Here is a 23703-nt window from a genome sequence, read left to right as displayed (position 1 = left end):
AGACGCAAAAATCTTCATTTTTTACCTACTTTTGTCGCAGGAAACAGCCCCCGGAATCGCAGGAATGACACATCAGGAATCGTTATACGGCAAAACGCCCGACCAGCTCGCAGCCCTTTGCGGCGAGCTGGGAATGCCGCGCTTCGCCGCGCGGCAGATCGCCCGCTGGCTCTACGTCCGCCACACGGAAGACCCGCTGCGGATGACCGACATCGCCGCCGCGCACCGCCAGCGGCTCGCCGAATGGTTCTCGCCGGCGTTGAGCGCCCCGGAGCGCGTCACCGAGTCGGCCGACGGCACGAAGAAATACCTGTTCCGCACGCTCGAAGGGCATTACGTCGAGTCGGCCTACATCCCCGACGGGGAGCGGGCCACGCTCTGCGTCTCGTCGCAGGCCGGATGCCGCATGGGCTGCCGCTTCTGCGCCACGGGGCGGCAGGGGCTTCAGCAGTCGCTCACGGCGGCCGAAATCCTCAACCAGGCGGTTTCGCTGCCCGAGCGCGACAAACTCACGAACCTCGTGTTCATGGGCATGGGCGAACCGCTCGACAACACGGACGAGGTGCTGCGGGCGCTCGAGATAATCACCGCCGAGTGGGGTTTCGGCTGGTCGCCGACACGCATCACGCTCTCCACGGCGGGCGTCGTGCCCGAATTGCGGCGTTTTCTCGACGCGACGAAGGTTCACCTGGCCGTCAGCCTCCACAACCCCTTCCACGAAGAGCGTATGGAGATCATGCCCGTCGAACGGGCGTGGCCGATCGCCGAAGTCGCCGCGATCCTGCGCGAATACGACTTCACCCACCAGCGGCGGGTGTCGTTCGAATACATCGTGATGAGCGGGCTGAACGACTCCCCGCGCCACATCCGCGAACTGACGCGCCTGCTGAACGGCATCAAATGCCGCATCAACCTGATCCGCTTCCACCGGATTCCCGACTCGCCCTACTTCTCGCCCGGCGACGAGGCGATGGTCCGCTTCCGCGACGCGCTGACCGCCCGCGGCATTCAGACCACGATCCGCGCCTCGCGGGGCGAGGACATCCAGGCCGCATGCGGGTTATTGAGCACCCGCCTAAAAGGCGGGATTTAGGGGGGGGGCCTTATCGCGCTGTCGGGCCAATTCTGCGCCGCTACCCTTAAAAGCCGTTTTTCAAACGGCCGGTTCGGTTTTTGCACCCATCACCGGAAAACTCGATTCGTATGAAAAAGCTACTTTTTTTGCTGATGTTCGCACTCGGAACGGGCGCGGCGCAGGCGCAGGTGAAGTTCGAGACCAAATCGACGGACGCCGTGCGCGAAATGGCGATCAAGCAGGGCAAGCTGGTCTTCATCGACCTCTATGCCAGCTGGTGTCCCCCGTGCCGGATGATGGAGAGGCAGGTCTTTTCGCGCAAGGACGTCGGGGAGTTCATGGACCAGCGGTTCGTGGCGGCCAAATACGACACGGACAAGACCACGGGCCGCGAACTGATGAAGAGATACGGCCGCGACGCCATTCCGCTCTACCTCGTGTTCGACACCCGGGGCGAACTGCTGGGACGCATCCAGGGCGCGGCCGACGCCGAGACCTTCATGGACAACCTCCGCACGATCATCGCCCGGCAGAAGCCGCACAAGCAGCAGCCTTAAAGGCTTCGGAACGAAGGCCCTCCCGACGCTTGTCCGCACAATCACGGCCGCCGGCAGCAGCTTCCGCCCCGCACGAAAGAGATCCGGAACACAGGCTGCGAATCAAGCCCTACCTCGGGGTATAGACCACCTTCTTGGTTTCGAAGAACTCCTCGCCGAAGAAGCGCGGAATGTCATAGATATGCCACCGTTTGCCGGTTAGGGCCAGTTCTTCAGCCAGGTCGCCGCCCTTGAGGTAGAGAATGCCGTTGGGCAGCGACCCTTTCTGTCCCTTTTCGAGCCGGTTCCAGATCCAGCCGACAAATTCGGGCATGGCCGTCACGGCGCGCGAAACGACGTAGTCGAATCGCTCCGTCAGGGTCTCGACCCGCACGCAGCGGGGCGTGAGGTTCGTAAGCCCGAGGCCCGCCGCAACCCCTTCGACCACGGTTATCTTCTTGCGGATGGAGTCCGCAGCCGTGAAACAGGCCTCCGGAAAGAGGATCGCCAGCGGCACCGAAGGGAATCCGCCGCCGCACCCCACGTCGAGAATCCGCGCTCCGTCGCCGAACGTGCAGACCTTGGCGATGGCCAGCGAATGCAGCACGTGACGCAGGTAGAGCTGGTCGAAATCCTTGCGCGAAACGACGTTGATCTTCGCGTTCCAGTCGGCATAGAGGTCGTACAACGCCGCGAACTGCTCCTTCTGACGCCCGGTCAAGTCCGGGAAATATTTAATTATCAGCTCCAATTGTGAATTATGAATTGTGAATCGTGAATCGTTCATCGCTCGTCGCCCTGGGCGATGAGCCGGCACATCTGTTCGCGGGCGCGGTGTATCTGGGTTTTCACGGTCCCGAGCGGCAGCGAGAGCTTCGCCGCGATCTCCTCGTAGGAGTACTCCTCGAAAAAGCGCATCAGGATCAGCTGCCGGTAACGGGGCGCGAGGTGTTCGAGATAGTGCTCGATCTGCGACCGCTGCTGGAGGTTGATGACGCTCTCCTCGGGAGTCGGGGCGTTCGACGCCGGGGCGGCGAAACGCTCGTCGATCGGCAGGTCGTCCTGGCGGCGGCGCACGAAGTCGATGAACGTGTTGCGCGCAATGGTGTAGACCCACTGCCCGAAGGTGTAGTCCGCACTGTACCGGTGGAGGTTGATGTAGACTTTGATAAAGGTCTCCTGCAACAGGTCGTCGGCATCGTTCACACCGCCGAGCCGCTGCACGAACAACCGGTGGATGGCGTCGCGGTAGCGGTTGAAAAGGTACTCGAAGGCGTCGTTGTCCCCCTTGAGCACCCGGTCGACCAGCTCACGGTCTTCGGCTACGATATAGTCGGCTATCTCCATACGCGGTTGTCACGGCGGAGCAGCATCGCCCCCAGCGCCGCGGCCCACAGCGGGCCGAGCAGGTCGTAGATGAAGTAACGCCCTGCAATGCCGCCCTCGCCCAGCCGCCGCGCGATGCGGCGCACTTCGAACGCCACGACGACATAACGGATGACGGCGAGCAGCAGCGCGGCGAGCTTGTACTCGGGAGGCATGACCGCAAGGGCGCAGACCACCGTGGCGAAAAAGAGCACGCGCGAACCGATCTCCCAGCGGACGAAGGTCTTCACCGCGCGGGGATAGAAGCGGAAGGCCGAGCCGAAATAACGCAGCTGGCTCATCCACCAGCCCATGCCGCCCCACATTTTTTCGCGCAGCGAGGCGCGGGGCGAGAGGATCACGCTCACGTTGTCGCGCGTCATGACCCGCTGCATGAACAGGTCGTCCTCGCCGATGTTCATATTGAGGTGGCTGAAGCCGTTGGCCCCGAAATAGAGGCTCTTGGTGAAGCCGTAGTTGTGGAGCGTCCCGCGGTAGGCGCGGCGCTGCACGGCCCGGGCGATCCAGTCGGCCGAGTGCATCATCCGCCAGGCGCGCATCATGTAGTTCGAAAAGCCCTTTCCGCGCTCCACGCCGCAGTAGCCCACAACGATTTCGCCGCGCATGAACCCCTTGGCCATCAGCGACAGCCAGCGGTCGGTCTGCGGCACGGCATCGGTCGAGGTGAAGACCATGCACTCGTAGTGGGCCGACTTGATGCCCACGTTGAGCGCCATCTTACGCGAAATCGGGAAACGGGGGTCGAGGTGGATCTTGGTGGTCGTGATCTGCGGAAACGACTGTTTCAGCCGCACGAGGTCCTCGTAAAAATCGGAGTCGTGGCCCACGTAGACGATCACCACCTCGAAATCGGGGTAGTTCTGGGCCAGGATCAGCGGCAGGCGCTCCTCGACGAACGAATAGTCCTCCGAAAAGAGGGGTACCACCACCGACACGGGCGGCTCGCGGTCCATCGTCTGCGGACGGCGGTTGTTCTTGTAGCCGGGAATGCGGCCGTAGACGAAAATATAGTAGTACAACTGCACGCCGAGCATCAGGAGCGTCGCCCCCGCGAGGGCCGCACCCTCCCAGCCGTAGCATGACAGAATTTGTTCGAAGAGTTGCATATTGACGAAATATGCGCAAAGATAGAAATATTTTGTGTATTTTTGCCGAATATATGAGTATGAAATTCACCCTGCAACATAAAGACCCTTCGTCGCACGCCCGCGCGGGCGAACTGCATACGGATCACGGCGTCATCCGCACCCCGATCTTCATGCCCGTGGGCACGGCCGCGACGGTGAAGGGCATTTTCCACCGCGACGTGCGCGACGAAGCCCGCGCGCAGATCATCCTGGCAAACACCTATCACCTCTACCTGCGCCCCGGCATGGAGATCCTCGAACGCGCCGGCGGCGTGCACCGCTTCTCGACCTGGGAAGGCCCGATGCTCACCGACAGCGGCGGCTTTCAGGTCTTTTCGCTGGCCGCGTGCCGCAAGCTGAAAGAGGAGGGATGCCATTTCCGGTCGCACATCGACGGCTCGAAGCACCTCTTCACGCCCGAAAGCGTCATCGACACCGAGCGCACGATCGGAGCCGACATTATGATGGCCTTCGACGAATGCCCCCCGGGCGACGCCCCGCGCGAATACGCCGCCAAGTCGCTCGGCCTCACGGAGCGGTGGCTCGACCGGTGTTTCAACCAGTATCACCGGACCAGTCCCAAATACGGCCATTACCAGGCGCTGTTCCCCATCGTGCAGGGATGCACCTACCCGGACCTGCGCGCCCGGGCCGCGGAGAACGTGAAGCAGTACGACGCCGACGGTTACGCCATCGGCGGACTGGCCGTGGGCGAACCGACGGAGGTCATGTACGAGATGATCGAAGTGGTCAACGCCATACTGCCGGAGGACCGTCCGCGTTATCTGATGGGCGTAGGCACGCCGGTGAACATCCTCGAAGGCATCGAGCGCGGGGTGGACATGTTCGACTGCGTGATGCCGACGCGCAACGGCCGCAACGGGCAGCTCTTCACGGCCGAGGGCGTCATCAACATCCGCAACAAGAAGTGGGAGGACGACTTCTCGCCCGTCGACCCCGCGGGCACGGCCTTCGTCGACCGGCTCTACTCGAAGGCCTACCTGCACCACCTCTGCGTCTGCGGCGAGATGCTCGCTGCCGAGATCGCCTCGCTGCACAACATCGCCTTCTACCTGCGGCTCGTGGGGGCGGCGCGCGAGCACATCCTCGCCGGGGACTTCAGGGCGTGGAAGGAGGGAATGGTCGAAAAACTGACACGAAGACTGTAAAGGGACTTTTCCGGACAACCTAATGTAAAGAAAATTATGAAACGAACGATCCAAGTCATCCTGTTCGGGCTGTGGGCCCTGGCGGCCAGCGTCTCCTGTTCGGGGAACAGACCGGCGGCGGCACCTTCGGCGGTCGGCGTTTGGGCCGACAGGGACTGCGAACTGCTCCGCACGGAACGCTTCGCGCTGCTGTTCGAGAGCAACGGCGACACGACGACCTCCCTCCTGCAACGCATGGATGCCACGGACACCGTATTGTTGGGCAAAACCGTATTCACGCCCGACTCGGTGCTCATGCAGTATGTCCACAGGCCCGGAGAAGCGCGGCAGTACGCCGACCCGGGGGCCGTACAGCCCGACGGACGGCTGCGCATCGTGGTAGAGGGCCGGGAACGGATGCTCGAAAAGATAGAAAGCTTCGCGGTCTCCGCTCCCTACGAGATGCTGAAAGCCTCGCCGCTGGAGATCGGCTCCTGCATCCAACAGTGGAGTCTGGGCACGAGATGCCGCTGCGAAAACGGGAGCATCAGTTTCGAAGCGGGTACCAACCGGCACAGTTATACGTTCAACATCGAGCCGGGATTCGTCTATTGCCGGGCCGCCCGCCTACGGTTCAACGAACGCGGCGGACTCTTCGCGCAGAACATCCGCATGATGGCCAACGCGCGGGAACACACCGCCTACATGGCCCCCGACAACCGCGCCGAGAGCGCCGAACCGCTGAAAATCGACGACTCGAAATTCAGCCCCGACCAGTGCGTCTTCGATGAGGACGGCATCTACTGGTCATTCATTCGCTTCGAAGGCGATACAGCTGTCATCCACGGCTGCGGAGAGTTGTACCGATTCGCACGACCTGCGATCGACGATCCGGACCAAACCGAATGGATCGCATTCGAAAAATATTGACAACCGAAGAGATGAAAATGCGTTTTCCGGGGTTCAAGATTCTGGACCGTTACATACTGGGCAAGTTCCTGTCGACCTATTTCTTCGCCATCGCCATGATCATCGTGATCGTGGTGGTCTTCGACTACGTGGAGAAGATCGACGACTTCACGGAGCTGCACGCACCCCTGAAATCGGTCATCCTCGACTACTACCTCAACTTCATCCCCTACTTCATCAACCAGTTCAGCGGCCTGTTCACCTTCATCGCCTGCATCTTCTTCACCTCGAAGATGGCCTACCAGACCGAGATCGTGGCCATGCTCTCGGGCGGCATGTCGTTCCGCCGGCTGATGTGGCCCTACTTCCTCGGGGCGCTGATCATCGCCTCGCTGTCGCTGACGCTCAACCTCTGGCTGATCCCCATTTCGCAGCGGCACATCGTCGCCTTCGAGCAGCAATACATCAAACGCAAGCAGAACACCAAATACGACCGACACATCTACCGCCAGATCGAGCCGGGCATCTTCGCCTACATCCGCGGCTACAACGACGGCGCCCGCCAGGCCTCGTTCTTCGTGCTGGAACGCTACGAAAGCGGCACGATGACCCACTCGCTCGAAGCCTCGGACGCCAAGTTCAACCCCGAGACCAAACGCTGGACCGCCCCGCGCTACACCAAACGGGAGTTCGACTCCGCGGGCACGGAGACCTTCGAGCAGTTCCGCAACCTCGACACGCTGATCAACCTCGAAGCCACCGAGCTGGGCGAGATCAACGACCTGATCCAGACCATGAACATCTCGGAGCTGAACGCCTTCCTGGACCAGCAGCGGGCCAAAGGCTCCGACTCGATCAACCTCATCGAGGTCGAGAAGCACGCGCGCTACGCCTATCCGCTTTCGACGTTCATCCTGACGCTGATCGGCGTGTCGTTGTCCTCGCGCAAGGTCCGCGGCGGCACCGGCCTGCACATCGGCATCGGCACGGGACTCTGCTTCTCATACATCCTTTTCAACCGCTTCTTCGAGGAGTTCGCCAAAAGCGGAACCCTCCCGCCCGGGCTGGCCGTGTGGCTGCCCAATATCATTTACCTCGGCATCGCCGTCTACCTTTACCGGAAGGCCCCGAAATAACCTGCGATCTATGGAGAAACCCCAGAATTACCTGTCCCGGCTCCGGCGGCATCCGCTGCTGTGGAACCTCGCGCTGATCGCGGCGATCATCCTCGCGATGGCCGTCGCCGCGCACATCCTCATGCAACTGGGCACACGCCACGGCGCGCGGCGCACCGTGCCCGACCTCTCGGGCGTTCAGCTCGACCAAGCTCAACGCATCGCCCGCAAGCACGACCTGCAACTGCACATCAACGACTCGCTGTTCGTCCCCGCCTACGAAGGGGGCATCGTCCTCGACCAGCTGCCCGAAGGGGGCGTCGAGGTGAAACCCGGACGCACGGTCTACATCACGATCAACTCCTTCCGTCAGAAGATGGTCCCCGTGCCCTACGTGGCCGGGCGTTCGCTGCGGCAGGCCAAGAACATGCTCGAAATCGCCGGACTGGAGATCGCCGAGCTGGTCTACCGCGCCGACATGGCCACGAACTACGTGCTGGAGGAGTACTGCGAAGGCAAACCCGTGACCCCCACGACCCGCATGGAGGCCGAAATGGGTTCCGGCGTGACGCTCTACGTGGGCGTCGAAGAGGGCTACGGCACGACGATCGTGCCGCGGCTGGTGGGGCTGCCGCTGGCGCAGGCCAAGGGCCGCCTCTGGGAACTGGGCCTCAACGTCGGGCGCGTGGACTTCGACGAAGGGGTCAACCTGCTCAACCAGAAGGACACGCGCGTCTACATCCAGACGCCGGGCGCCGAGCGCAGCGCAGCGCTGGGGTCGAAGGTCGACCTGCGGCTGACGCTCGACGAGAAGAAACTCGCCCGCTACCGGGCCGAGGCCGAGAAGCAGGCGGCCGTCGCCGCCGAGGAACGCCGGGCCGAGGAGCAGCAGCGGGCCGACTCGCTCGCCCGGACGGTCCTGGAGGAGGCTTCGGCGGAACCCGCCGAGGAGCGGCCCGCAAACAATAACGAGGGATTTTTCGACTGATGACCGACAGACACCCCACCGACGATCCGGAGCTGGACGCCGTTCCGGCAGATGCGGAGGACGAAGAAGAAGCGGGCCTCTACGAACACTTTGCGGTGACGGCCGACAAGGGCCAGACCCCCATGCGACTGGACAAGTTCCTGACCGTGAGGATGGAGCACTGCTCGCGCAACCGCATTCAGGCGGCGGCCGACAGCGGGAACATCCTCGTCAACGGCAAGGCGGCCAAGTCGAGCTACAAGGTCAAGCCGCTCGACCGCATCCAGATCGTGATGCCCTACCCGCGGCGCGAGGTGGAGCTCGTCGCCGAGGACATTCCGCTCGACATCCCCTACGAGGACCAATGGCTGCTGCTCGTGGACAAACCGGCCGGACTGGTCGTGCACCCGGGGGTGGGCAATTACAGCGGCACGCTGGTCAATGCGCTGATGCACCACCTCAACAAGCAGGGAATCCCGGCCGAAGAACAGAACCGCGCGGGACTGGTGCACCGCATCGACAAGAACACCTCGGGGCTGCTGGTGATCGCCAAGGACGAGCAGACCCACGCGCGGCTGGCCAAACAGTTCTTCGACCACACGATCCAGCGCCGCTACGTGGCTCTGGTGTGGGGCAATTTCGACGAGGACGAGGGGACCATCACGGGCAACATCGGCCGCAGTCCCAAGGATCGGCAGAAGATGTTCGTCTTCGCCGACGGGTCCGACGGCAAGCACGCCGTGACGCACTGGAAGGTGCTGAAACGCTATGGTTACGTAACCCTCGTGGAGTGCCGTCTCGAAACGGGGCGCACCCACCAGATCCGCGTCCACATGGCGTGGATCGGGCACCCGCTGTTCAACGACGAACGCTACGGCGGCGACCGCATCCTCAAGGGCACGACCTTCGCCAAATACCGGCAGTTCATCGAAAACTGCTTCGCGGTGATGCCGCGCCACGCGCTGCACGCCCGCCTGCTGGGCTTCGAACACCCCGCAACGCACGAAAACGTGCTGTTCGAAAGCCCGCTTCCGGCCGATTTCCAGTCCCTGCTGACAAAATGGAATATTTACACTTCAGCGGCAAAAGAAACCAAAGAAAATTAATCGCCGCATTCCGGTCGCGATGCGACAAGCCCCTCCCGAGGGAGGGGTTTGGGGTGGGGTCAGACTTGCAAACGCGGCAGAGCCGCGAACAACACCGGTTGCAAGAAATGCAACCGAAACAAAACAAATAACGCACGATCTTGTTTTTACCTACGACCATCAAGGAGGTCCGCGAACGCGGATGGGATCAGTTGGACGTGATCCTCTTCTCGGGCGACGCCTACATCGACCACCCGGCTTTCGGGGCGGCCGTCGTGGGACGCCTGCTCGAAGCCGAGGGCTACCGCGTGGCGATCGTTCCCCAGCCCAACTGGCGCGACGACCTGCGCGACTTCCGCAAACTGGGCGCTCCGCGCCTGTTTTTCGGCATTTCGGGCGGCTCGATGGACTCGATGGTCAACCATTACACCGCCAACCTCCGCCTGCGCCACGACGACGCCTACACGCCCGGCGGCAAGGCGGGATTCCGCCCCGATCGTGCCGTGACGGTCTATTCGCAGATCCTCAAGCGCCTCTACCCCCACGTTCCGGTGGTCATCGGGGGCATCGAAGCCTCGCTGCGCCGCCTGACCCACTACGACTACTGGAGCGACGCGCTGAAACCCTCCATCCTGGCCGAATCGGGCGCCGACCTGCTGATCTACGGCATGGGCGAACGGGTCGTGCAGCAGGTGGCCCGGGCGATGCGCAACGGCTATAACGCCAAACTGCTGCGCAAAATCCGGCAGGTGGCGTTCCTCTCCGACGAAAGCTACGTCGCGCGGCTCGACCCCGCCGCGACGATCCGCCTCCGCAGCTACGAGGAGTGTCTGGCCGACAAGACCGCCTTCGGCGAGAACTTCACCGTCATCGAGACCCAGAGCAACCTGATGGAACCCACTGCGACACTCGTGGAGGCTGTCGGCGACCGGTGCGTGGTCGTGACGCCCGCCAACACGACGCTCACGACCGAGGAACTCGACCACTCGTTCGATCTCCCCTACGAGCGCGCCCCGCATCCGCGTTACGCGGGCAAGGGCGACATTCCGGCCTGGGAGATGATCCGCCATTCGGTCAACATCCACCGCGGCTGCTTCGGCGGCTGCTCGTTCTGCACCATTTCGGCGCATCAGGGCAAGTTCATCAATTCGCGCAGCGAGCGGTCGATCCTCGCCGAAGTGGAGCATGTGGTGAAATCGCCCGGTTTCAAGGGCTATCTCTCGGATGTCGGCGCACCCTCGGCCAACATGTACCGCATGGGCGGCCGCGACAGGGAGCTGTGCCGCAAGTGCCGCCGGGCGTCGTGCCTCCACCCGAAGATGTGCCCCAATCTCGACAACGACCACCGGCCGCTGTTGGCCCTGTATGAAAAAATCCGGGCCGTCAAGGGCGTCAAGAAGGCCTTTATCGGCAGCGGCATCCGCTACGACCTGTTCGACCGCTCGCCCTATCTGGAGACTGTGCTGAAGCATCACACCTCGGGACGGCTTAAAGTGGCGCCCGAACACACCGAGGACAACGTGCTGCACCTGATGCGCAAACCGCCGTTCGCGCTCTTCGAGCGGCTGACCGCCGACTTCCATCGCATTTGCAGTCAGGAACATCTGCCCTATCAGCTGATCCCTTACTTCATCTCCTCGCACCCGGGATGCACCGAGCGGGACATGCAGTCGCTGGCCGGAAAGGTGTTGGGAAAGCTGCATTTCAATCTGGAGCAGGTGCAGGACCTCACGCCCACGCCGATGACCCTCTCGTCGGTGATGTTCTACACGGGAGAAAACCCCTACACGCACGAGAAAGTCTATGTCGCCCGCTCGCAGGACGAGAAGCGGCGGCAAAAGGCGTATTTCTTCGGCGAAAAGCCGGCCATGGGGCAACCGGGCGCAGGCCATCCCGCACGCGGGAAAGAGACCCGCGGAAAGAGCGGCCCGGGATTCCGGCCGGGACGGAAATTCACGAAAAAAGGCTGACGGTTTCGTCAGCCTTTTTTCGTGACCGGACCGGGAGCCGTGCAGAGCCGGACCGGGAAAGGGCCGCCCTGCCACCGCCCCTGAAAGCGCGTCCTTAAAGCGCCGGCTTTAGCAGGCCGAAGAGCAGGCAAGCGATCACGAACGTCACGACGATATTGAATGTCTGCGCCACGAGAAACGACCGCAGGACGTTGCGGTTCTCCTTCGAGACGATGTCCTTGAGACGCGTGTCGAGACCGATGCAGACGAAGGCCAGCGAGAAAAAGACCGTCGAGAACATCTTCGCCACGCCCGGTTCGAGCAGTTTGCCCTTGGCGCCCAACGTAAAGAGACCGTTCGACTGGCAGAGGCTGAAGACGAGCGACGCGGCGACGAACCCGAGGATGAACTTGGGGAACTTCTCCCACACGATGCCCAGCGAGGGAGCCTGCCCGCCCTTCTCGCCGCGGGTCGAGAGGTAAAGCGCAATGAAGAACGCCACCACGCCGATCAGCACGTTCTGCGCCGCCTTGATGATCACGGCGTGCTGGTTGGCGACCTCGCCGACGATCATGCTCGACGCGGCGACGCCCGACGTGGTGTCGATCGTGCCGCCGATCCACGCCCCGGCGACCTCCTCGGCCACTTCGGGAGCGAACAGGTGCGGCAGGATCAGGTTCGCCAGCCACGGCATGAGGTAGATCATCGGCACGACGACGATCAGCACCAGCGAAACGATATACGAAAGTTTCCGGTCGTCGCCGCCGACCACGCGCGCCGCGGTGATCGAAGCCGAGACGCCGCAGATCGAGAGCCCGCTCGCAAGAATCATCGCCGAACGCTCGTCGACCTTCATGCGGCGCGAGAAGCGGAAGGCGAAAAACCACACGACGGCCACCACGAGGCAGGCCTGCACGAGTCCGAAGACCCCCGATTTCATCACGTCGCTGAAAAGGATCGTGGCGCCGAGGCACACCACGCCGATCTTGATGAAGAACTCGCCCTGAATGGCGGGCTTCATCCACGCGGGGACGCGCCACACGTTGCGGATCACCAGGCCGAACAGCACCGAGAAGAAGACCGACTCGAAGCCGTAGTAGGAGACGGCCGGGATTTTGGCCACGACCTGCGCCAGCAGCGAAACGGCGAAGACCACGACCAGCGACGGCAGCAACCCCTTGAGGGGACGCCGCAGCAGCAGGCAGCCGACGTAGAGCACCACCAGCACGATGGCGAACAGCAGGCCGATGTTATACCACGCCACTTCGCCCACGAGGGTCGCGGGCACGCTCGGCAGGTCGGCGGGGATGAGCGCCGCAAGCAGCAGCAGCGGGATCGAGACCCAGACCACCACCCAGTCCTCGACGCGGAGTTTTTCGAAAAAGTTTTTCATGGCAATTCAATTAAAAAATTCCGGAGAGCATCAGCGACACCACATTGCGGTTGGCGGCGGCGCGGGACGCATAATCTTCGTAGGTGTAGTTGAGCTGGCAGCGCAGGTATTTCACGGGCTGCCACACGACGCCCGCCGTGTAGTTGGTCTGGCGCGAGGCGCTCTCCGAGGAGTTTTCGAGGAACGTATCGTAGCGCACCACGGACATCAGCGACGGCGTCACGCGCCACCCGCCGACGGCGTACCAGCCGTCGCTGTCGAGTTCGCCGCCCGCGGGAAGCCCCGTCGTGCCGCAAATCCACTCGGCGCGCACGACCAACGGTCCCTCGTCGTAGCAGGCGCCCGCACCGTAGCGGACGCGCTTGAGGTAGTCGGAGCCATACTCGCCCCAATAGTAGGAACCGGCGATCTGCAATCCCCGGACGGGACGCAGCGTCAGCCGCGCCACAAGGTCCTTCGATTTGTTCTTGTCCTTGACGTTCAGCCCTTCGCCGTTGAACACGCCGAAGTTGTAGCCCAGAACACTGTACCCTTTGCGATTGAAGAACCCGCCGTAGAGCATGGCGCCCATGTCGCGGCCCGTGGCCGAGAGTCCGCACACGTCGTTGAAGCCCATCAGCCGGCGCAGCGACAGCGGGTATTCGATGAACTCGTACTTGAGGGGCACGTAGTCGGTATTCTCGATCGAAAAGGGCAGTTTGTACTCTCCCAGCTGGAAATTCAGCTGTTCGAAAGGCCGGTAGCGGATGTAGGCGTCGACGATTTTCGGGCCGCAGAACTCGATCTGCACCCGGTAGTCGAGTTTTTCGGCGATGTCGCCCGCAAGGTTCAGGCGCACGCGCTTGATGAAGAAGGTCGAGGAGGTTTCCGACCACTCGTAGCCGGTCTGCACGTAGCCCGAGATCCGGGGCAGGCGGGCTGCAATCTTATCCCAGGTCGAAGTCCTGGCTTTGAGCGCTTCGAGCTGGGCCGAAAGCTCGGCGACGGTGGGTTCGCCCGCCGCGGACGCGGGAGCCGGTTCCCCGGCGAATGCCCCGAACGGGAGCAGCGACAACAACAGTATAATAATCGGTTTCATTGGCAGTGATTCTTTCCGGATGCAAAATTCGGAATTTCATCGCTGCGGATCAATACGCGTAAATACCTAAAAAGCCGGACGAATCCGGCCTTTTTCCGTCAACACGCCCTGCGACGGCGTTACCGCGGCATGGGGAACGAAAGCGTACGTGCGTCGAGGAATGCGTCGGGGAAAGGACTCCAGTTCCAGGCCTGACCGTTCGAGAGGTTGAAATGCTGACCCAGACGCAGCGTATTGTTGTCGATGACGGTGATGCGCGAGGGGAGGTTCTCCTTCTGGATCACCACCACCGAAGTCATCGACACCGTGGGTTTGGTCCTGACCGGGGCCATCGTCTTGTAGTCGGGTTTCCACGGCGACATGTGCGCCAGCGAATCGGGAAGCGTGAAGCCCGAAGTACGGGTCGAGTCGCGCCTGAAATCGAATTTCGGCTCCTGGGCCGAGGCGGCGAGCGCTACGGCGAGCGCTGCGGCCGCAAGCAACATCTTTCTCATAATCTTCTTCCCTTGTATCTTTAGAATTTAACGTTAAAACACCTCTTTTAGTATGCGCACCGACTGCACGGCGCTGATGGCGTCGAGGTGGTAGCCGAAATAGGCCAGCATGGCGTTGAGGAACTCCGACCGCCGGTCGCGGTTCAGCCCCACGTCGCCCAGACGCCGCACGTCGCAGGAGAGCATCCGGTCGAGCAACGAGGCGCACTCCTGCGTCATCACTCCCGGGTGCGCAGGCCGCACGACGCTGTACAGTCCCTCGCGGATGTCGAACCACGCCCCCGGCGTATAGTCGTTGCCGGGACGGAAACCCAGCAGACGGCTCAGGTTGGCCAGGAACCAGAGGTGGAAATTCGGCACCCCTTCGTCCATGGCGTCCAACGCCTCGGCCGAACCCCACACGAAATCGAAAAGCGGCCGGTTCGGCTCGCTCTCCCGGACGAGGCGGTACAAAACCTCGGCCATAAACAGCGCCATGGTCGATTTCCGGACATCGAACGGAAGGCTTTGCAGCACGAACCCCGCGCGCACCTCCTTGAAGCGGTCCATCTGCTGCCGCGGGGATTCCAGCCCCTCGAACTCGACGGGGAACATCGGCTGGAACAGCGCCAGCTTCGAACCCCGGCCGCTGCGGCTGCGGACCCCCTGCACCATGTAGCTGCGGCGGCCTCCGACATCGGTCAGCAGGTAGGCGACCATCGACGTGTCGCCGTATTTGAGCGTATGCAGCACGATGCCGCGGCCCTTGTAGGTTTTCAAATCACAGAATTAATCTCTTTTCCTGAACGCTTTCCGGATCGGACCGCTGTTCCCGCGGCGGAACGCCGCGTTTACAAGTCTGACCCACCCCTAAATCCCCGCCTCGGCGGGGACTTATCGCATGCGACCGGGATTACTTCTTCTTTTTAACACGTATCATCATCCAGCCCTCGCGGGTTTCGGCCGCGACGGTCTCCATGCCCTGTTCCGCAGCGGCTTGGGTGACGGCCGCAGTGTCCGCTTCGAGGAATCCGCTCATCACCAGGTCGCCGCCCGGGACCAGCGCCGCGGCATAGGCCGGCATGTCGGCCACGAGAACGTTGCGGTTGATATTGGCCAGAATGAAGTCGTAGCGCCGCCCGGCAATCCGCCCTACGTCGCCCAGCATCGGTTCGACCCGGTCCGCGACACCGTTCGCGGCGACATTTTCACGGCAGTTTTCGTCCGCCCAGTCGTCGATGTCCACAGCGTCGACGTGCGCCGCGCCGCATTTGGCGGCGACGATCGCCAGCACGCCCGTGCCGCTGCCCATGTCGAGTCCCGTGCGGCCCGCAACTCCGAGGCCGAGCACCGCGCGCGACATGAGCCACGTGGTGGCGTGATGACCCGTACCGAACGACATCCGGGGCAGCACGACCGCTTCCATCTCCCCCGCAGGAGCCGGATCGTGGAACGGGGCGCGGATGCGCAGGCGGCCTTCGACGTCGACCGGCGGGAAATCGCTCTCCCAGGAGGCGTTCCAGTTTTGGGTCGGGATGACGGCATAACGCCCTTCGACCCCGCGGCGCGCCAGCAGGGCGTCGACATCGGTCTTGCAGCCGGAGAGCCGCACGGCCGGAATATAGGCTTTCAGCAGACCGCCTTCGGTTTCGAAACTCTCGAACGGAAAATCGGCCAGTTCGGCGGTCAGGATTTCAGCCTGTTCGTCGTCGGAGACCGCGATATGGAGAACCGTATAATCCATATTATGTAAAATTTTCGTACCTTCGTTCGGACAAAGTTACAATAATCCCGGATTCAGCGGACCAAAAGATGGCAGAAAATACAAAAAAGTGGGACGAAACCGGCCGCCGTTACCGTAGCTATATAAAACTGGAGAAACGGCTCTCGGAAAACACCGTCGAATCGTACATGCGCGACTACATGCAGTTCGCGCACTTCATCCTGCGCCAGTGGGACGTCGCGCCCCACAAGGTCGAACCGCAGATGGTCGAACGCTACATGGCGTGGCTCTACGAGCGGGGACGCGAGAAGACCTCGCAGGCCCGGGCGTTGAGCGGCATCAAGAGTTTCTTCAACTTCCTGATGATCTCGGACAAGATCGAATCGTCGCCCGCGGAGTTCGTCCTGACGCCCAAATTCGGCCGCCAGCTGCCCGACGTGCTGACCACCGCCGAGATCGACCGCATCATCGCCGCCGTGGACACCTCGACCGTGAAGGGGCTGCGCGACTGCGCCATGCTCGAAGTGCTCTATTCGTGCGGACTGCGGGTCTCGGAACTCACGTCGCTGCGCATGCAGGACCTCTTTTTCGGCGAAGGGTACATCCGCGTGATCGGCAAAGGCGACAAACAGCGGATCGTGCCGGTCAGTTCAACGGCCCGCGACCGCATCCAGCGCTACCTCGAAGAGCGGCGGAGCGTCCGGACGGGTGAGGAGATCGTCTTCCTGAACAACCGCGGGGGACAGCTTACGCGGGTGATGGTCTTCACGGTCCTCAAGCAGGCCGCCCGTCGGGCCGGGATCGAAAAGCGCATCAGCCCCCACACCTTCCGCCACTCGTTCGCGACGCACCTGCTGGAAGGCGGCGCCTCGATCCGTCAGGTGCAGGAGATGCTGGGGCACGAAAGCATCCTCACGACCGAAATCTACACCCACCTCGATCGCGAGCACCTGCGGCGCACGGTCGAGGAGCATTTACCGATATAACCCCGGAAGTCGAAAAATCGGACCGCCGGCCGCCGCTCCCACGGCCTCCGGCCCTGTTCGCCCATCCGAACCCGCCCCGTTTCTCCTTCAGGGAGGAGGACGGCGTACGTTCGGCCCGGATACGGCAGCCTCACAACTTCCGGATCTGCGACTGCGGCGTGAGCCGCAGCGAGTCGTAGTCGAGTCCCGAGATGACGACCAGCGCCCCGCCGGGCGTCACGATTCGCGGCAGCAGTTCGGAAAGCGGCAATGCGGCGGCGCGCATGCCGTCGAACGCGGCGCGGTAGTCGGCCGGGAAATCCGGGACCAGCAGCCCCGCATAGAACTCCGTGGCGGCGAGACGGTCCGGATCGGGACAACACTCCGCAGAGAGCACGCGGCCGTCCGCCCCGAGTGTCAGGAGCGGATGCCGGACGAGGCCCTGCGGCGTCCACAGCAGGTTAGAGGCTATCCTTCGGGATGGCCGCGGCGCGGAGGAAGTCATCGGCGAAAATCCGGATGTCGAGCTGCTGTTCGTAGAGTTTTTCGACGGCCGTGCGGGTCGGGGGAATGTACTCCACCTTGAGGTCGGTGACCGTCACCGAAGGCCGTTCGGGCCTGGCGTTGAAGGTCAGGAAGTCGATGCGCAGGCGGCGGTGCGTCGTGTCGGTCGTAAACCGGCGCGAGAAGCTCTCCTCGCGGTTGCGCCGCAGGGTCGTGGTGTAGACGTTGGTGCGCGAGCTGTCGCGCCGTTCGAGCCACACGGAGCCTTTCAGCCCCCGCTGGTTGCGGTCCAGCGAATCGACGAGGTATTTGAGCGAAAGGCTGTATTCGCCCGGCTCGACGTCGAGCGTAAAGCTCAGACGGGCCGTGTCGCGCAGCGACCCGACGCGGATGAGCGAATCGGCGAGCACCGTGCGCGTGAAGGTGCGGCGGGCGACGTTGTCGATCGTGTCGAGCACGGCGACCTCCTGGTTATAGATCTTACCCTCCCGTTCGAGCATCTCGATGGCCCGCTCGACCACGTCGCCCAGACGGGCGCTCTTGCGCTTCGAGAAGTTGCCGATGGTGTAGTGCACGTCGTCGGTCGTATAGCCGTAGCGGGCGAAGATCGGCTCGTAGATGCGCAGCGAGTCGGTCTTCACGCCCTCGCTGCCGATGTAGGCGTTGGTGAGGAACGCATCGTGGAAAATCTGCGCCAGCGTGTCGTCGGGGATGATCTTGTGGCGGGCGCAGGCGGACAGCAGCAGCACGAAGGCCGCGGAAGCCGCCATGCGGAGGAATCGTTTCATAATCGGTCGGTTTTAATCATACTGCGGACGGTGATGTTCGAAAGGAGGGCGGCCACGGCGGCGAACGACGCGGCGACGACCGCCAGATCGGTCGGTCGGAATTCGACGGGATAGCTCTTCGTGAGGAAGGTCTCGGCCGGAATCTCGATCAGCCCGAAATATTGCTGCGCGAGAGTCGCGGCAACACCCAGCGTCATGCCGGCGACAGCGCCCAGACCGCATATCAGAAACCCTTCGGTGCGGAACACGGCGCGGACGAGGCCCGTGTCGGCCCCCAGGGCGCGGAGCGTGGAGATGTCGTCCCGTTTTTCGACGATCAGCATGGCCAATGCCCCCACCACCGAGAACGAAGCGATGATGAGCACCAGCAGGGCGATGAAGAAGATGCCCCACTTCTCGTAGGTCATAATGCGGTAGAACGAAGCGCGCAGTTCGTCGCGCGTGCGGACGCGGAATCCGTCGCCCGCAGCCTCCGCAACGGCCTTGCGGACCGCCGCGGCATCGGCCCCGGGAGCGAGGCGCACGACGAGCGCCGAGGCGCGGCCCGGATAGCCGAACAGCTCCTGCGCCAGCCGCAGCGAGGCGAGCACGTAGGTGCGTTCGGTTTCGAGGTCGAGGGTATAGACGCCGCCCACGGGTTCCGTGCGGCGCGTGTAGTTTTCGAGCGGCAGCAGCGAGGAGAACGATCCCCGCCGCACGGCGTAGAGCGTGACGTCGGCATCGGCCAGCGAGCGGATGCCCAGCATCCACGCCATCGACTGTCCGACGACCAGCCGTTCCAGATCGCCCAGCCGCACGCGCCACTCCCCGGCGGAAACGGCATCGCCAAGCTGAAAGACAGCCCCGTAGGCGTCGTCGACGCCCCGGATCGTGGCGGTGGCCTGACGCCCTCCGTGTTCGAGCAGGGCGCTCTGCTCCAGGGTGAACGACAGCGCGCCGACCCCCGGGATGCGTGCGAGGGCCGCGGTGTCGAGATCCCGCTGCGCAAAGGTCTGCCCCTGCCGCGGGGAGACGGTAAGATCGGCGTCGAAAGCCGAATACATCGACTTGACGAGCGATTCGAAGCCGTTGAAGACCGACAGCAGGATGATCATGGCCGCAACGGGCATCGCCACGGCCGCGACGCTCAATCCCGAGATCAGGTTGACCACCGACCGGGACTGGGACGAAAAGAGGTAGCGACGGGCGAAGAGCTGCGGCAGCATGGCGGGCGACGGATTAGAGCGTAAATCCCGAAGCCCCCGCCTCGGCAGAGGTTCGGGGGCGGATCGGACTTGCAAATGCCGCCGCAGGCAGCGGGAACAACCGGCAGAAGCGCATAACTGTCAATCTTCTTTCAACGCCTGCTCTATATGCTCGATGTATTCGAGCGAATCGTCGAGCAGGAACTGAATTTCGGGGACGTTCTTCAGCTGGTTGCGGAGCCGCTGGCCCAGGGCGCGGCGGATGAACCAGTTCTGGTGTTCGAGCCGCTTCATCACCTCGCCGCTCTGCTCAAAGGGGAAGATGCTGACGTAGATTTTGGCGTAGCTGAAATCGGGGGATATGCGTACGGCGGTGACCGTTACGAGCGAGCCGCGCACGATCGGGGCGCCCTCCTTCTGGAAGATTTCGGCAACGTCCTTCTGGATCTGCTTGGCGATTTTCTGCTGACGGGTAGTTTCCATAATTTGTGTTTTTTACAGCCCGAATTTGAAGACCTCGCGGTTCTTCTCCTTCTTGGATCTTGGTTTCCAGGCCTCGAAGCCCTGTTTGTTGAAGCGGTAGTTCAACCCCACGGAGATCATAAGGTTGTCGAGCGGCGAACGCAGCGGAGTGGCCCAGAAGGGATTTTCCGCGCCGTCGCTGTTGTTGTCGTAGTATTTGTTGCGGTTGCGGACGATGTCCGAATAACCGAACGAGTAGCGCACCCGGAAATTCAGCTCGAAACGGCGGATCAGGAAAGCGATGCCGCCGCCGCCCGCCAGTCCGTAGCCCCAGCGGTTGTCGCGCGCGAGCTTGAAGGGATAGTCGCCTTTCCAGCCGGCGGAGCCGTTGGCCCGGGCCTGCTCGTTCTCGTAGGTGGACGAGATGTTGTAGGAGAAGGTCGCGGCCGCTTCGAGGTAGATGCGGACGTGGTTGCGCAGCATGTAGAAGTGCGGCTGCCAGACGATCGGCAGCACGACGGAATTGACATGCCGCGTATAGTAGAGATAATCCTTCTTCTCCTCGACCTGCGAAGCGTTGGTCGCAAACGAAAAGCCCTGCTGCTGGAACTCCAGATCAATGCCGAAGCCCCCCACGAAGCGTTGCTTGCCGTAGTAGCGCCACGAAAGGCCCCCGCTGTAAAGTCCCCAGATCGCCCGCATCTCCTGCTGGGGCTGGAAGCGGCCGTTGCCCATGCCGTAGCCCACCGTGAAGCCGAGCGTATGCTGCGCCGAAGCCCCCTGCCATGCGGCGAGGGCCGCAAGGGCGAAGAGCGCCGTCCGGATATGTCGTTGCATCGTCATCTTATCTGAAATTATTGAACATCCCGCCCGCAGCGTTGAAGTTGCTGTTATTGTCGTTCTGCTGCCGGTTGCGGTCCTGATCGCGCTTCGGACCCTCCTTGGCCCGTTTCTCCGCCTCGCGGCGCAGACGCTGCGACTCGCGTTCGTCCAGCAGGCGCGAGAGCGACTGCATCGTGACCGGCGCGAAGATCCGGTTCATGTCCATCGAGAATTCGATCTCCCAGTTGGTCTTCGTGGCGAAGGTGTCCTCGCCCTGGTCGTTGGCGTAGATCTCGGCCCGCTCGGGCTGGAGACGTTCGACCACATTGCCCGAATCCCACTTGCCGTTGCCGTTGCGGTCCTCGATGACGCGGAACTTGATCTCGCCGGCGGGAACGTAATTGAACCGGATGTCGCCGGTCGTCACGTCCCGCTTCTCCTGCTTGAGCGCGTTGCTGCCGTCGAGCAGCTGGACGATATACTTCGTGCCGTCGTCGCGGCCCCTGACGTGGATGAGCACCGTGGCGAATTTCTCGGGGTCGAGAACCGTGTACTTCCTGATGATCGAGTCGTTGGAGAGGCCCGCAACATCGGTAATGGCGCCCTCGGGGATGGTCAGCGTATACTGTCCGCCCAGCTTCCACGGGGCGCGGACCTGCCAGCGGCGCAGCATCCCCGTATCGCGCACCATGCGCACCGGAATATCCTCGATCGAGTTATCCTCGAGCACGCGCGTCAGCAGCAGTTCGGCCGAATCGAGCTTCACGAGCGGATAGTCGAAATCGACCGTCAGGTGGTTCTCGGGGTTGATCTCGCCCGAAGTGGGCATCTTGAAGGCGAAGGGGTTCTCCTTCTTGGGTTCCACCCACTCCTCGCCCGCGGCCTCGGCCTTGCGGCGTTCGCGTTCGAGTTTCTCGCGTTCGCGCTCCTGCTCCTTGGTCTCGATCAGACGCCAGGCGAGCTTCAGCGGCTCGGTGACCTCCTGCAACTGGTTGACGGTGTCGTGTTTGAAATAGGTGATCTCGCCCTTGATCGTATCGGGAAGCGACGACGAGGGGACGTTGAACCACAGGGCGATCGTATCTCGGCCCACGGTCTGCGGATCGACGATCACCCGGTCGGCCGGAATGCTGTCGAAACGGAGCCGGGTGATCTTCGGACGCGCCGCGGCGAAGTAGAGCATCGCCTTGTGCTGCAACGGCCGCTCGGTCTGCGAAAGCACCTGGCGGCGGAACGCCTTGTCGGTGAACATGCGGAAATAGAGCTGCGGCTCGGCGGTCACGTACCGGCGGATCGAGTCGTACCACATGCCGAAATCGGGCATCTCGGCAGGGTTGTAGGTCCCTTCGAGGAAACCCACCTGGTCGCTGCCCGGCTCGTACATCTGATTGTCGTTCTTATCCTGAACGGCATAGACGCGGTAGGGGATCGGCTTGAGGTTCTGGGCGATGAAGATGCCGTTGTTCTCGGCACGGGCGATGGCCGCGGGTTTGTACTTGAAGATCGTGGAGTCGTATCCGGCGACCTGCTCGACCGAGTCGGCCGGGAAGAACCAGATGAAGCTCTTCGACACGGAGTCGGCCTTGTAACTGTCGGCCGTATAGCCCGAAAGGACCATCGAGTCGATCTCGGGACCCGTCGAGAAGACGTAGCGCATCGAATAGAGCGGGTTGCCCTCGTTGTTGTCGCGGATGGCGCTGCCGAAATTGAGCGCATAGGTCGTATTCGGGGCCAGCGTGTCGCGCAGCTGCACGACGATGCCCCGGCCGCGCAGGGTGATGAGCGGCTTTTTCTTCATCGCCGGCGAGGTGAAGAACTCCTTCTGCTGGTCCTTGAGCTGCACGAACTCATCGAACTCGATGTAGATCTTCCCGTGGCCGACCGTCGGCCGGCCGGTCGCGAAGTTGTCGGGCGTCATGTTCACGATGACGGGGGGCAGCGAGTCGCGGGGACCTCCCGTGGGGGTCATCATGCTCGCACAGCGGCTCATAAGGGCCGAAGCGAAGAGCAGCGCCACCGCAAGGCGCAGCACGTTAAGCATATGTCGCGGAGTGTTCATCGGCGTCGGGATTGTGTTTGGGGTTTCGTTTCAGGCGCGCGCGACGCATCGACGAAGCGCCAGCCGTCCTCGACGTAAATCCACGTCGCACGCCACGGACGGAAGACCACCGGCAGGGTCACGGTCTCGCCTTCGAGGTCGACCACCTGTTTCGAGTAGGCGTAGAGGCGGTTGGTGCGGTCGACCACGACCACCATCAGGGTCGAGGAGCTGACCTCCATCTTGTAAAGCCCGGTCTCCTTGTCCTCGTAGGCCGAGAACGGCGTGGCGGGCGGGGTGACGCCGGCGGTTTTCGCCGTGAGCTTGCCCGACACGGCATCGTCGTACGAGGCGATGTAGAACGCCGTGGTGTCGGCGGCATAGGCATACGCCTTCACGTTGGCGATCTCCGAGGTCTCGCCGCCCTCGGCAAGCTGGACCGAGGGGTCGATCAGGCAGTCGAGGTAGACGGGAGGCGCATAGAACTCGTTGTAGAAACTCCAGTTGCCCTCCTTGTAGGAAAAACCCTTCCAGGGTTTGAAAATCAGCGACACGTAGAGGTTGGGAAGGTTCACGTCCAATTCCTGCTGCGTATAGGCATAGACCCTGTTTACCGGGTCGACAGCCACGACCATCTGCGTCTCGGCCGAAAGCGGCATCTGCACCCAGCCCACGGTCCCCTCCCGCACGCAGGGTTCAGCCGCGGCGACCGGGGAGGCGATCCGGTCCGAAAGGTCGTCCTTCCGCGCAATGACGCCGTTGAGCGCATCCTCGTAGGAAGCCACGGTGTAAAAGGCCGTATCGGCGTCGAAAGCATAAGCCTTCAGCCCCTCGAACGGCTCGACAGGATCGACCGTCTGCGCCTGCGCAAGGGGTTTGAGGACGTAGTTCGTCTTGTACGACACGTCCTTGAAACACCCCGCGAGCAGCGCGGCGGCAGCCAGAAGCGGTAATATTCGTTTTGCCTTCATACCCG

24 protein-coding genes are annotated in these 23703 nt (G+C 62.7%); 9 read left to right on the top strand and 15 right to left on the bottom strand.

Annotated features, from left to right (window positions below; genetic code table 11):
• Positions 1-64: 64 nt before the first annotated feature.
• Complete coding sequence (gene rlmN, locus NQ492_RS08040) at positions 65-1093, top strand: 23S rRNA (adenine(2503)-C(2))-methyltransferase RlmN (protein ID WP_015546824.1); 1029 nt, start codon at positions 65-67, stop codon at positions 1091-1093.
• 110 nt (positions 1094-1203) lie between these two features.
• A complete protein-coding gene (locus tag NQ492_RS08035) occupies positions 1204-1632 on the top strand; it encodes a thioredoxin family protein (RefSeq protein ID WP_015546825.1) in 429 nt (142 codons plus the stop codon).
• Positions 1633-1741: 109 nt separating this feature from the next.
• Here the strand turns inward: NQ492_RS08035 and rsmG are convergent, their stop codons facing one another.
• The 3 genes from rsmG to NQ492_RS08020 are packed head-to-tail and all read right to left on the bottom strand — an operon-like array spanning position 1742 to position 4103.
• Entirely contained in the window at positions 1742-2362 is a 621-nt protein-coding gene (rsmG, locus tag NQ492_RS08030; RefSeq protein ID WP_044054221.1) for a 16S rRNA (guanine(527)-N(7))-methyltransferase RsmG, read from the bottom strand.
• Between the two features lie 32 nt (positions 2363-2394).
• Positions 2395-2958: an RNA polymerase sigma factor gene (locus NQ492_RS08025; protein ID WP_015546826.1), complete on the bottom strand. Its 564-nt coding sequence runs from the start codon at positions 2956-2958 to the stop codon at positions 2395-2397.
• On the bottom strand, positions 2949-4103 hold the full coding sequence (locus NQ492_RS08020) for a glycosyltransferase family 2 protein (RefSeq protein ID WP_015546827.1): 1155 nt from the start codon (positions 4101-4103) through the stop codon (positions 2949-2951). The genes NQ492_RS08025 and NQ492_RS08020 overlap by 10 nt, the downstream gene beginning before the upstream one ends.
• 59 nt (positions 4104-4162) lie before the next feature.
• On the opposite strand from NQ492_RS08020, the gene tgt reads away from it, so the two are divergent.
• The 6 genes from tgt (at position 4163) to NQ492_RS07990 (ending at position 11318) form a co-directional block, all read left to right on the top strand.
• Positions 4163-5293 (top strand): tRNA guanosine(34) transglycosylase Tgt, encoded by a 1131-nt coding sequence (gene tgt, locus NQ492_RS08015; RefSeq protein WP_015546828.1) that lies wholly within the window; start codon positions 4163-4165, stop codon positions 5291-5293.
• Positions 5294-5329: 36 nt separating this feature from the next.
• Positions 5330-6202 carry a hypothetical protein gene (locus tag NQ492_RS08010; RefSeq protein WP_015546829.1) on the top strand — a complete coding sequence of 291 codons (873 nt, stop codon included), beginning with the start codon at positions 5330-5332 and terminating at the stop codon, positions 6200-6202.
• 11 nt (positions 6203-6213) lie between these two features.
• On the top strand, positions 6214-7317 hold the full coding sequence (locus tag NQ492_RS08005) for an LptF/LptG family permease (RefSeq protein WP_015546830.1): 1104 nt from the start codon (positions 6214-6216) through the stop codon (positions 7315-7317).
• A gap of 10 nt (positions 7318-7327) precedes the next feature.
• Positions 7328-8284 carry a PASTA domain-containing protein gene (locus NQ492_RS08000; protein ID WP_015546831.1) on the top strand — a complete coding sequence of 319 codons (957 nt, stop codon included), beginning with the start codon at positions 7328-7330 and terminating at the stop codon, positions 8282-8284.
• Entirely contained in the window at positions 8284-9369 is a 1086-nt protein-coding gene (locus NQ492_RS07995; RefSeq protein WP_015546832.1) for an RluA family pseudouridine synthase, read from the top strand. Before NQ492_RS08000 ends, NQ492_RS07995 begins: the two co-directional genes overlap by 1 nt.
• Positions 9370-9509: 140 nt before the next feature.
• The gene (locus NQ492_RS07990; protein ID WP_044054223.1) at positions 9510-11318 is read left to right on the top strand and encodes a YgiQ family radical SAM protein; all 1809 of its coding nucleotides are present in this window, start codon (positions 9510-9512) and stop codon (positions 11316-11318) included.
• Between the two features lie 94 nt (positions 11319-11412).
• On the opposite strand, the gene NQ492_RS07985 is transcribed toward NQ492_RS07990, so the two are convergent.
• The 5 genes from NQ492_RS07985 to prmA form a co-directional block, all read right to left on the bottom strand.
• The gene (locus tag NQ492_RS07985) at positions 11413-12690 is read right to left on the bottom strand and encodes a YeiH family protein (RefSeq protein WP_015546833.1); all 1278 of its coding nucleotides are present in this window, start codon (positions 12688-12690) and stop codon (positions 11413-11415) included.
• 10 nt (positions 12691-12700) lie between these two features.
• On the bottom strand, positions 12701-13768 hold the full coding sequence (locus NQ492_RS07980; protein ID WP_022061078.1) for a porin: 1068 nt from the start codon (positions 13766-13768) through the stop codon (positions 12701-12703).
• 119 nt (positions 13769-13887) lie between these two features.
• Positions 13888-14262, bottom strand: a complete 375-nt coding sequence (locus tag NQ492_RS07975; protein ID WP_022061079.1) for a hypothetical protein — start codon at positions 14260-14262, stop codon at positions 13888-13890.
• A gap of 33 nt (positions 14263-14295) precedes the next feature.
• Positions 14296-15021 carry a DNA repair protein RecO gene (recO, locus tag NQ492_RS07970; protein ID WP_022061080.1) on the bottom strand — a complete coding sequence of 242 codons (726 nt, stop codon included), beginning with the start codon at positions 15019-15021 and terminating at the stop codon, positions 14296-14298.
• A 133-nt stretch (positions 15022-15154) separates the two neighbouring features.
• Entirely contained in the window at positions 15155-15985 is an 831-nt protein-coding gene (gene prmA / locus NQ492_RS07965; protein ID WP_149886966.1) for a 50S ribosomal protein L11 methyltransferase, read from the bottom strand.
• Between the two features lie 68 nt (positions 15986-16053).
• Here prmA and xerD point away from each other — a divergent pair, with 68 nt between their 5' ends.
• Positions 16054-16950, top strand: a complete 897-nt coding sequence (gene xerD / locus NQ492_RS07960) for a site-specific tyrosine recombinase XerD (protein ID WP_022061082.1) — start codon at positions 16054-16056, stop codon at positions 16948-16950.
• A gap of 130 nt (positions 16951-17080) precedes the next feature.
• Here xerD and NQ492_RS07955 read toward each other — a convergent pair whose 3' ends face one another.
• The 7 genes from NQ492_RS07955 to NQ492_RS07925 form a co-directional block, all read right to left on the bottom strand.
• Positions 17081-17434, bottom strand: a complete 354-nt coding sequence (locus NQ492_RS07955; RefSeq protein WP_044054227.1) for a hypothetical protein — start codon at positions 17432-17434, stop codon at positions 17081-17083.
• A complete protein-coding gene (locus NQ492_RS07950; RefSeq protein ID WP_015546835.1) occupies positions 17391-18221 on the bottom strand; it encodes a DUF4296 domain-containing protein in 831 nt (276 codons plus the stop codon). Before NQ492_RS07950 ends, NQ492_RS07955 begins: the two co-directional genes overlap by 44 nt.
• Entirely contained in the window at positions 18218-19426 is a 1209-nt protein-coding gene (locus NQ492_RS07945) for an ABC transporter permease (RefSeq protein ID WP_168949254.1), read from the bottom strand. The genes NQ492_RS07950 and NQ492_RS07945 overlap by 4 nt, the downstream gene beginning before the upstream one ends.
• A 120-nt stretch (positions 19427-19546) precedes the next feature.
• Positions 19547-19888 carry a 30S ribosome-binding factor RbfA gene (gene rbfA, locus NQ492_RS07940; protein WP_015546836.1) on the bottom strand — a complete coding sequence of 114 codons (342 nt, stop codon included), beginning with the start codon at positions 19886-19888 and terminating at the stop codon, positions 19547-19549.
• Positions 19889-19900: 12 nt separating this feature from the next.
• Positions 19901-20710 (bottom strand): outer membrane beta-barrel protein, encoded by an 810-nt coding sequence (locus NQ492_RS07935; RefSeq protein ID WP_015546837.1) that lies wholly within the window; start codon positions 20708-20710, stop codon positions 19901-19903.
• A gap of 1 nt (position 20711) precedes the next feature.
• Complete coding sequence (locus NQ492_RS07930) at positions 20712-22748, bottom strand: Ig-like domain-containing domain (RefSeq protein ID WP_044054232.1); 2037 nt, start codon at positions 22746-22748, stop codon at positions 20712-20714.
• Positions 22745-23698 carry a hypothetical protein gene (locus NQ492_RS07925; protein ID WP_015546839.1) on the bottom strand — a complete coding sequence of 318 codons (954 nt, stop codon included), beginning with the start codon at positions 23696-23698 and terminating at the stop codon, positions 22745-22747. Before NQ492_RS07925 ends, NQ492_RS07930 begins: the two co-directional genes overlap by 4 nt.
• Between the last annotated feature and the right edge of the window lie 5 nt (positions 23699-23703).

The sequence above is a fragment of the Alistipes shahii WAL 8301 genome, from assembly GCF_025145845.1.
Lineage (GTDB): Bacteria > Bacteroidota > Bacteroidia > Bacteroidales > Rikenellaceae > Alistipes > Alistipes shahii.
Note: the sequence above shows the minus strand (reverse complement) of the source record. Positions and strands in the feature narration are given on the sequence as shown.

Bases quoted from the DNA above. Each gene is read 5' to 3' on its own strand.
- rlmN (WP_015546824.1), top strand. From the start codon at position 65: ATGACACATCAGGAATCGTTATACGGCAAAACGCCCGACCAGCTCGCA.
- NQ492_RS08035 (WP_015546825.1), top strand. From the start codon at position 1,204: ATGAAAAAGCTACTTTTTTTGCTGATGTTCGCACTCGGAACGGGCGCG.
- NQ492_RS08025 (WP_015546826.1), bottom strand. From the start codon at position 2,958: ATGGAGATAGCCGACTATATCGTAGCCGAAGACCGTGAGCTGGTCGAC.
- NQ492_RS08020 (WP_015546827.1), bottom strand. From the start codon at position 4,103: ATGCAACTCTTCGAACAAATTCTGTCATGCTACGGCTGGGAGGGTGCG.
- tgt (WP_015546828.1), top strand. From the start codon at position 4,163: ATGAAATTCACCCTGCAACATAAAGACCCTTCGTCGCACGCCCGCGCG.
- NQ492_RS08010 (WP_015546829.1), top strand. From the start codon at position 5,330: ATGAAACGAACGATCCAAGTCATCCTGTTCGGGCTGTGGGCCCTGGCG.
- NQ492_RS08005 (WP_015546830.1), top strand. From the start codon at position 6,214: ATGAAAATGCGTTTTCCGGGGTTCAAGATTCTGGACCGTTACATACTG.
- NQ492_RS08000 (WP_015546831.1), top strand. From the start codon at position 7,328: ATGGAGAAACCCCAGAATTACCTGTCCCGGCTCCGGCGGCATCCGCTG.
- NQ492_RS07995 (WP_015546832.1), top strand. From the start codon at position 8,284: ATGACCGACAGACACCCCACCGACGATCCGGAGCTGGACGCCGTTCCG.
- NQ492_RS07985 (WP_015546833.1), bottom strand. From the start codon at position 12,690: ATGAAAAACTTTTTCGAAAAACTCCGCGTCGAGGACTGGGTGGTGGTC.
- NQ492_RS07980 (WP_022061078.1), bottom strand. From the start codon at position 13,768: ATGAAACCGATTATTATACTGTTGTTGTCGCTGCTCCCGTTCGGGGCA.
- NQ492_RS07975 (WP_022061079.1), bottom strand. From the start codon at position 14,262: ATGAGAAAGATGTTGCTTGCGGCCGCAGCGCTCGCCGTAGCGCTCGCC.
- prmA (WP_149886966.1), bottom strand. From the start codon at position 15,985: ATGGATTATACGGTTCTCCATATCGCGGTCTCCGACGACGAACAGGCT.
- xerD (WP_022061082.1), top strand. From the start codon at position 16,054: ATGGCAGAAAATACAAAAAAGTGGGACGAAACCGGCCGCCGTTACCGT.
- NQ492_RS07955 (WP_044054227.1), bottom strand. From the start codon at position 17,434: ATGACTTCCTCCGCGCCGCGGCCATCCCGAAGGATAGCCTCTAACCTG.
- NQ492_RS07950 (WP_015546835.1), bottom strand. From the start codon at position 18,221: ATGAAACGATTCCTCCGCATGGCGGCTTCCGCGGCCTTCGTGCTGCTG.
- NQ492_RS07945 (WP_168949254.1), bottom strand. From the start codon at position 19,426: ATGCTGCCGCAGCTCTTCGCCCGTCGCTACCTCTTTTCGTCCCAGTCC.
- rbfA (WP_015546836.1), bottom strand. From the start codon at position 19,888: ATGGAAACTACCCGTCAGCAGAAAATCGCCAAGCAGATCCAGAAGGAC.
- NQ492_RS07935 (WP_015546837.1), bottom strand. From the start codon at position 20,710: ATGACGATGCAACGACATATCCGGACGGCGCTCTTCGCCCTTGCGGCC.
- NQ492_RS07930 (WP_044054232.1), bottom strand. From the start codon at position 22,748: ATGAACACTCCGCGACATATGCTTAACGTGCTGCGCCTTGCGGTGGCG.
- NQ492_RS07925 (WP_015546839.1), bottom strand. From the start codon at position 23,698: ATGAAGGCAAAACGAATATTACCGCTTCTGGCTGCCGCCGCGCTGCTC.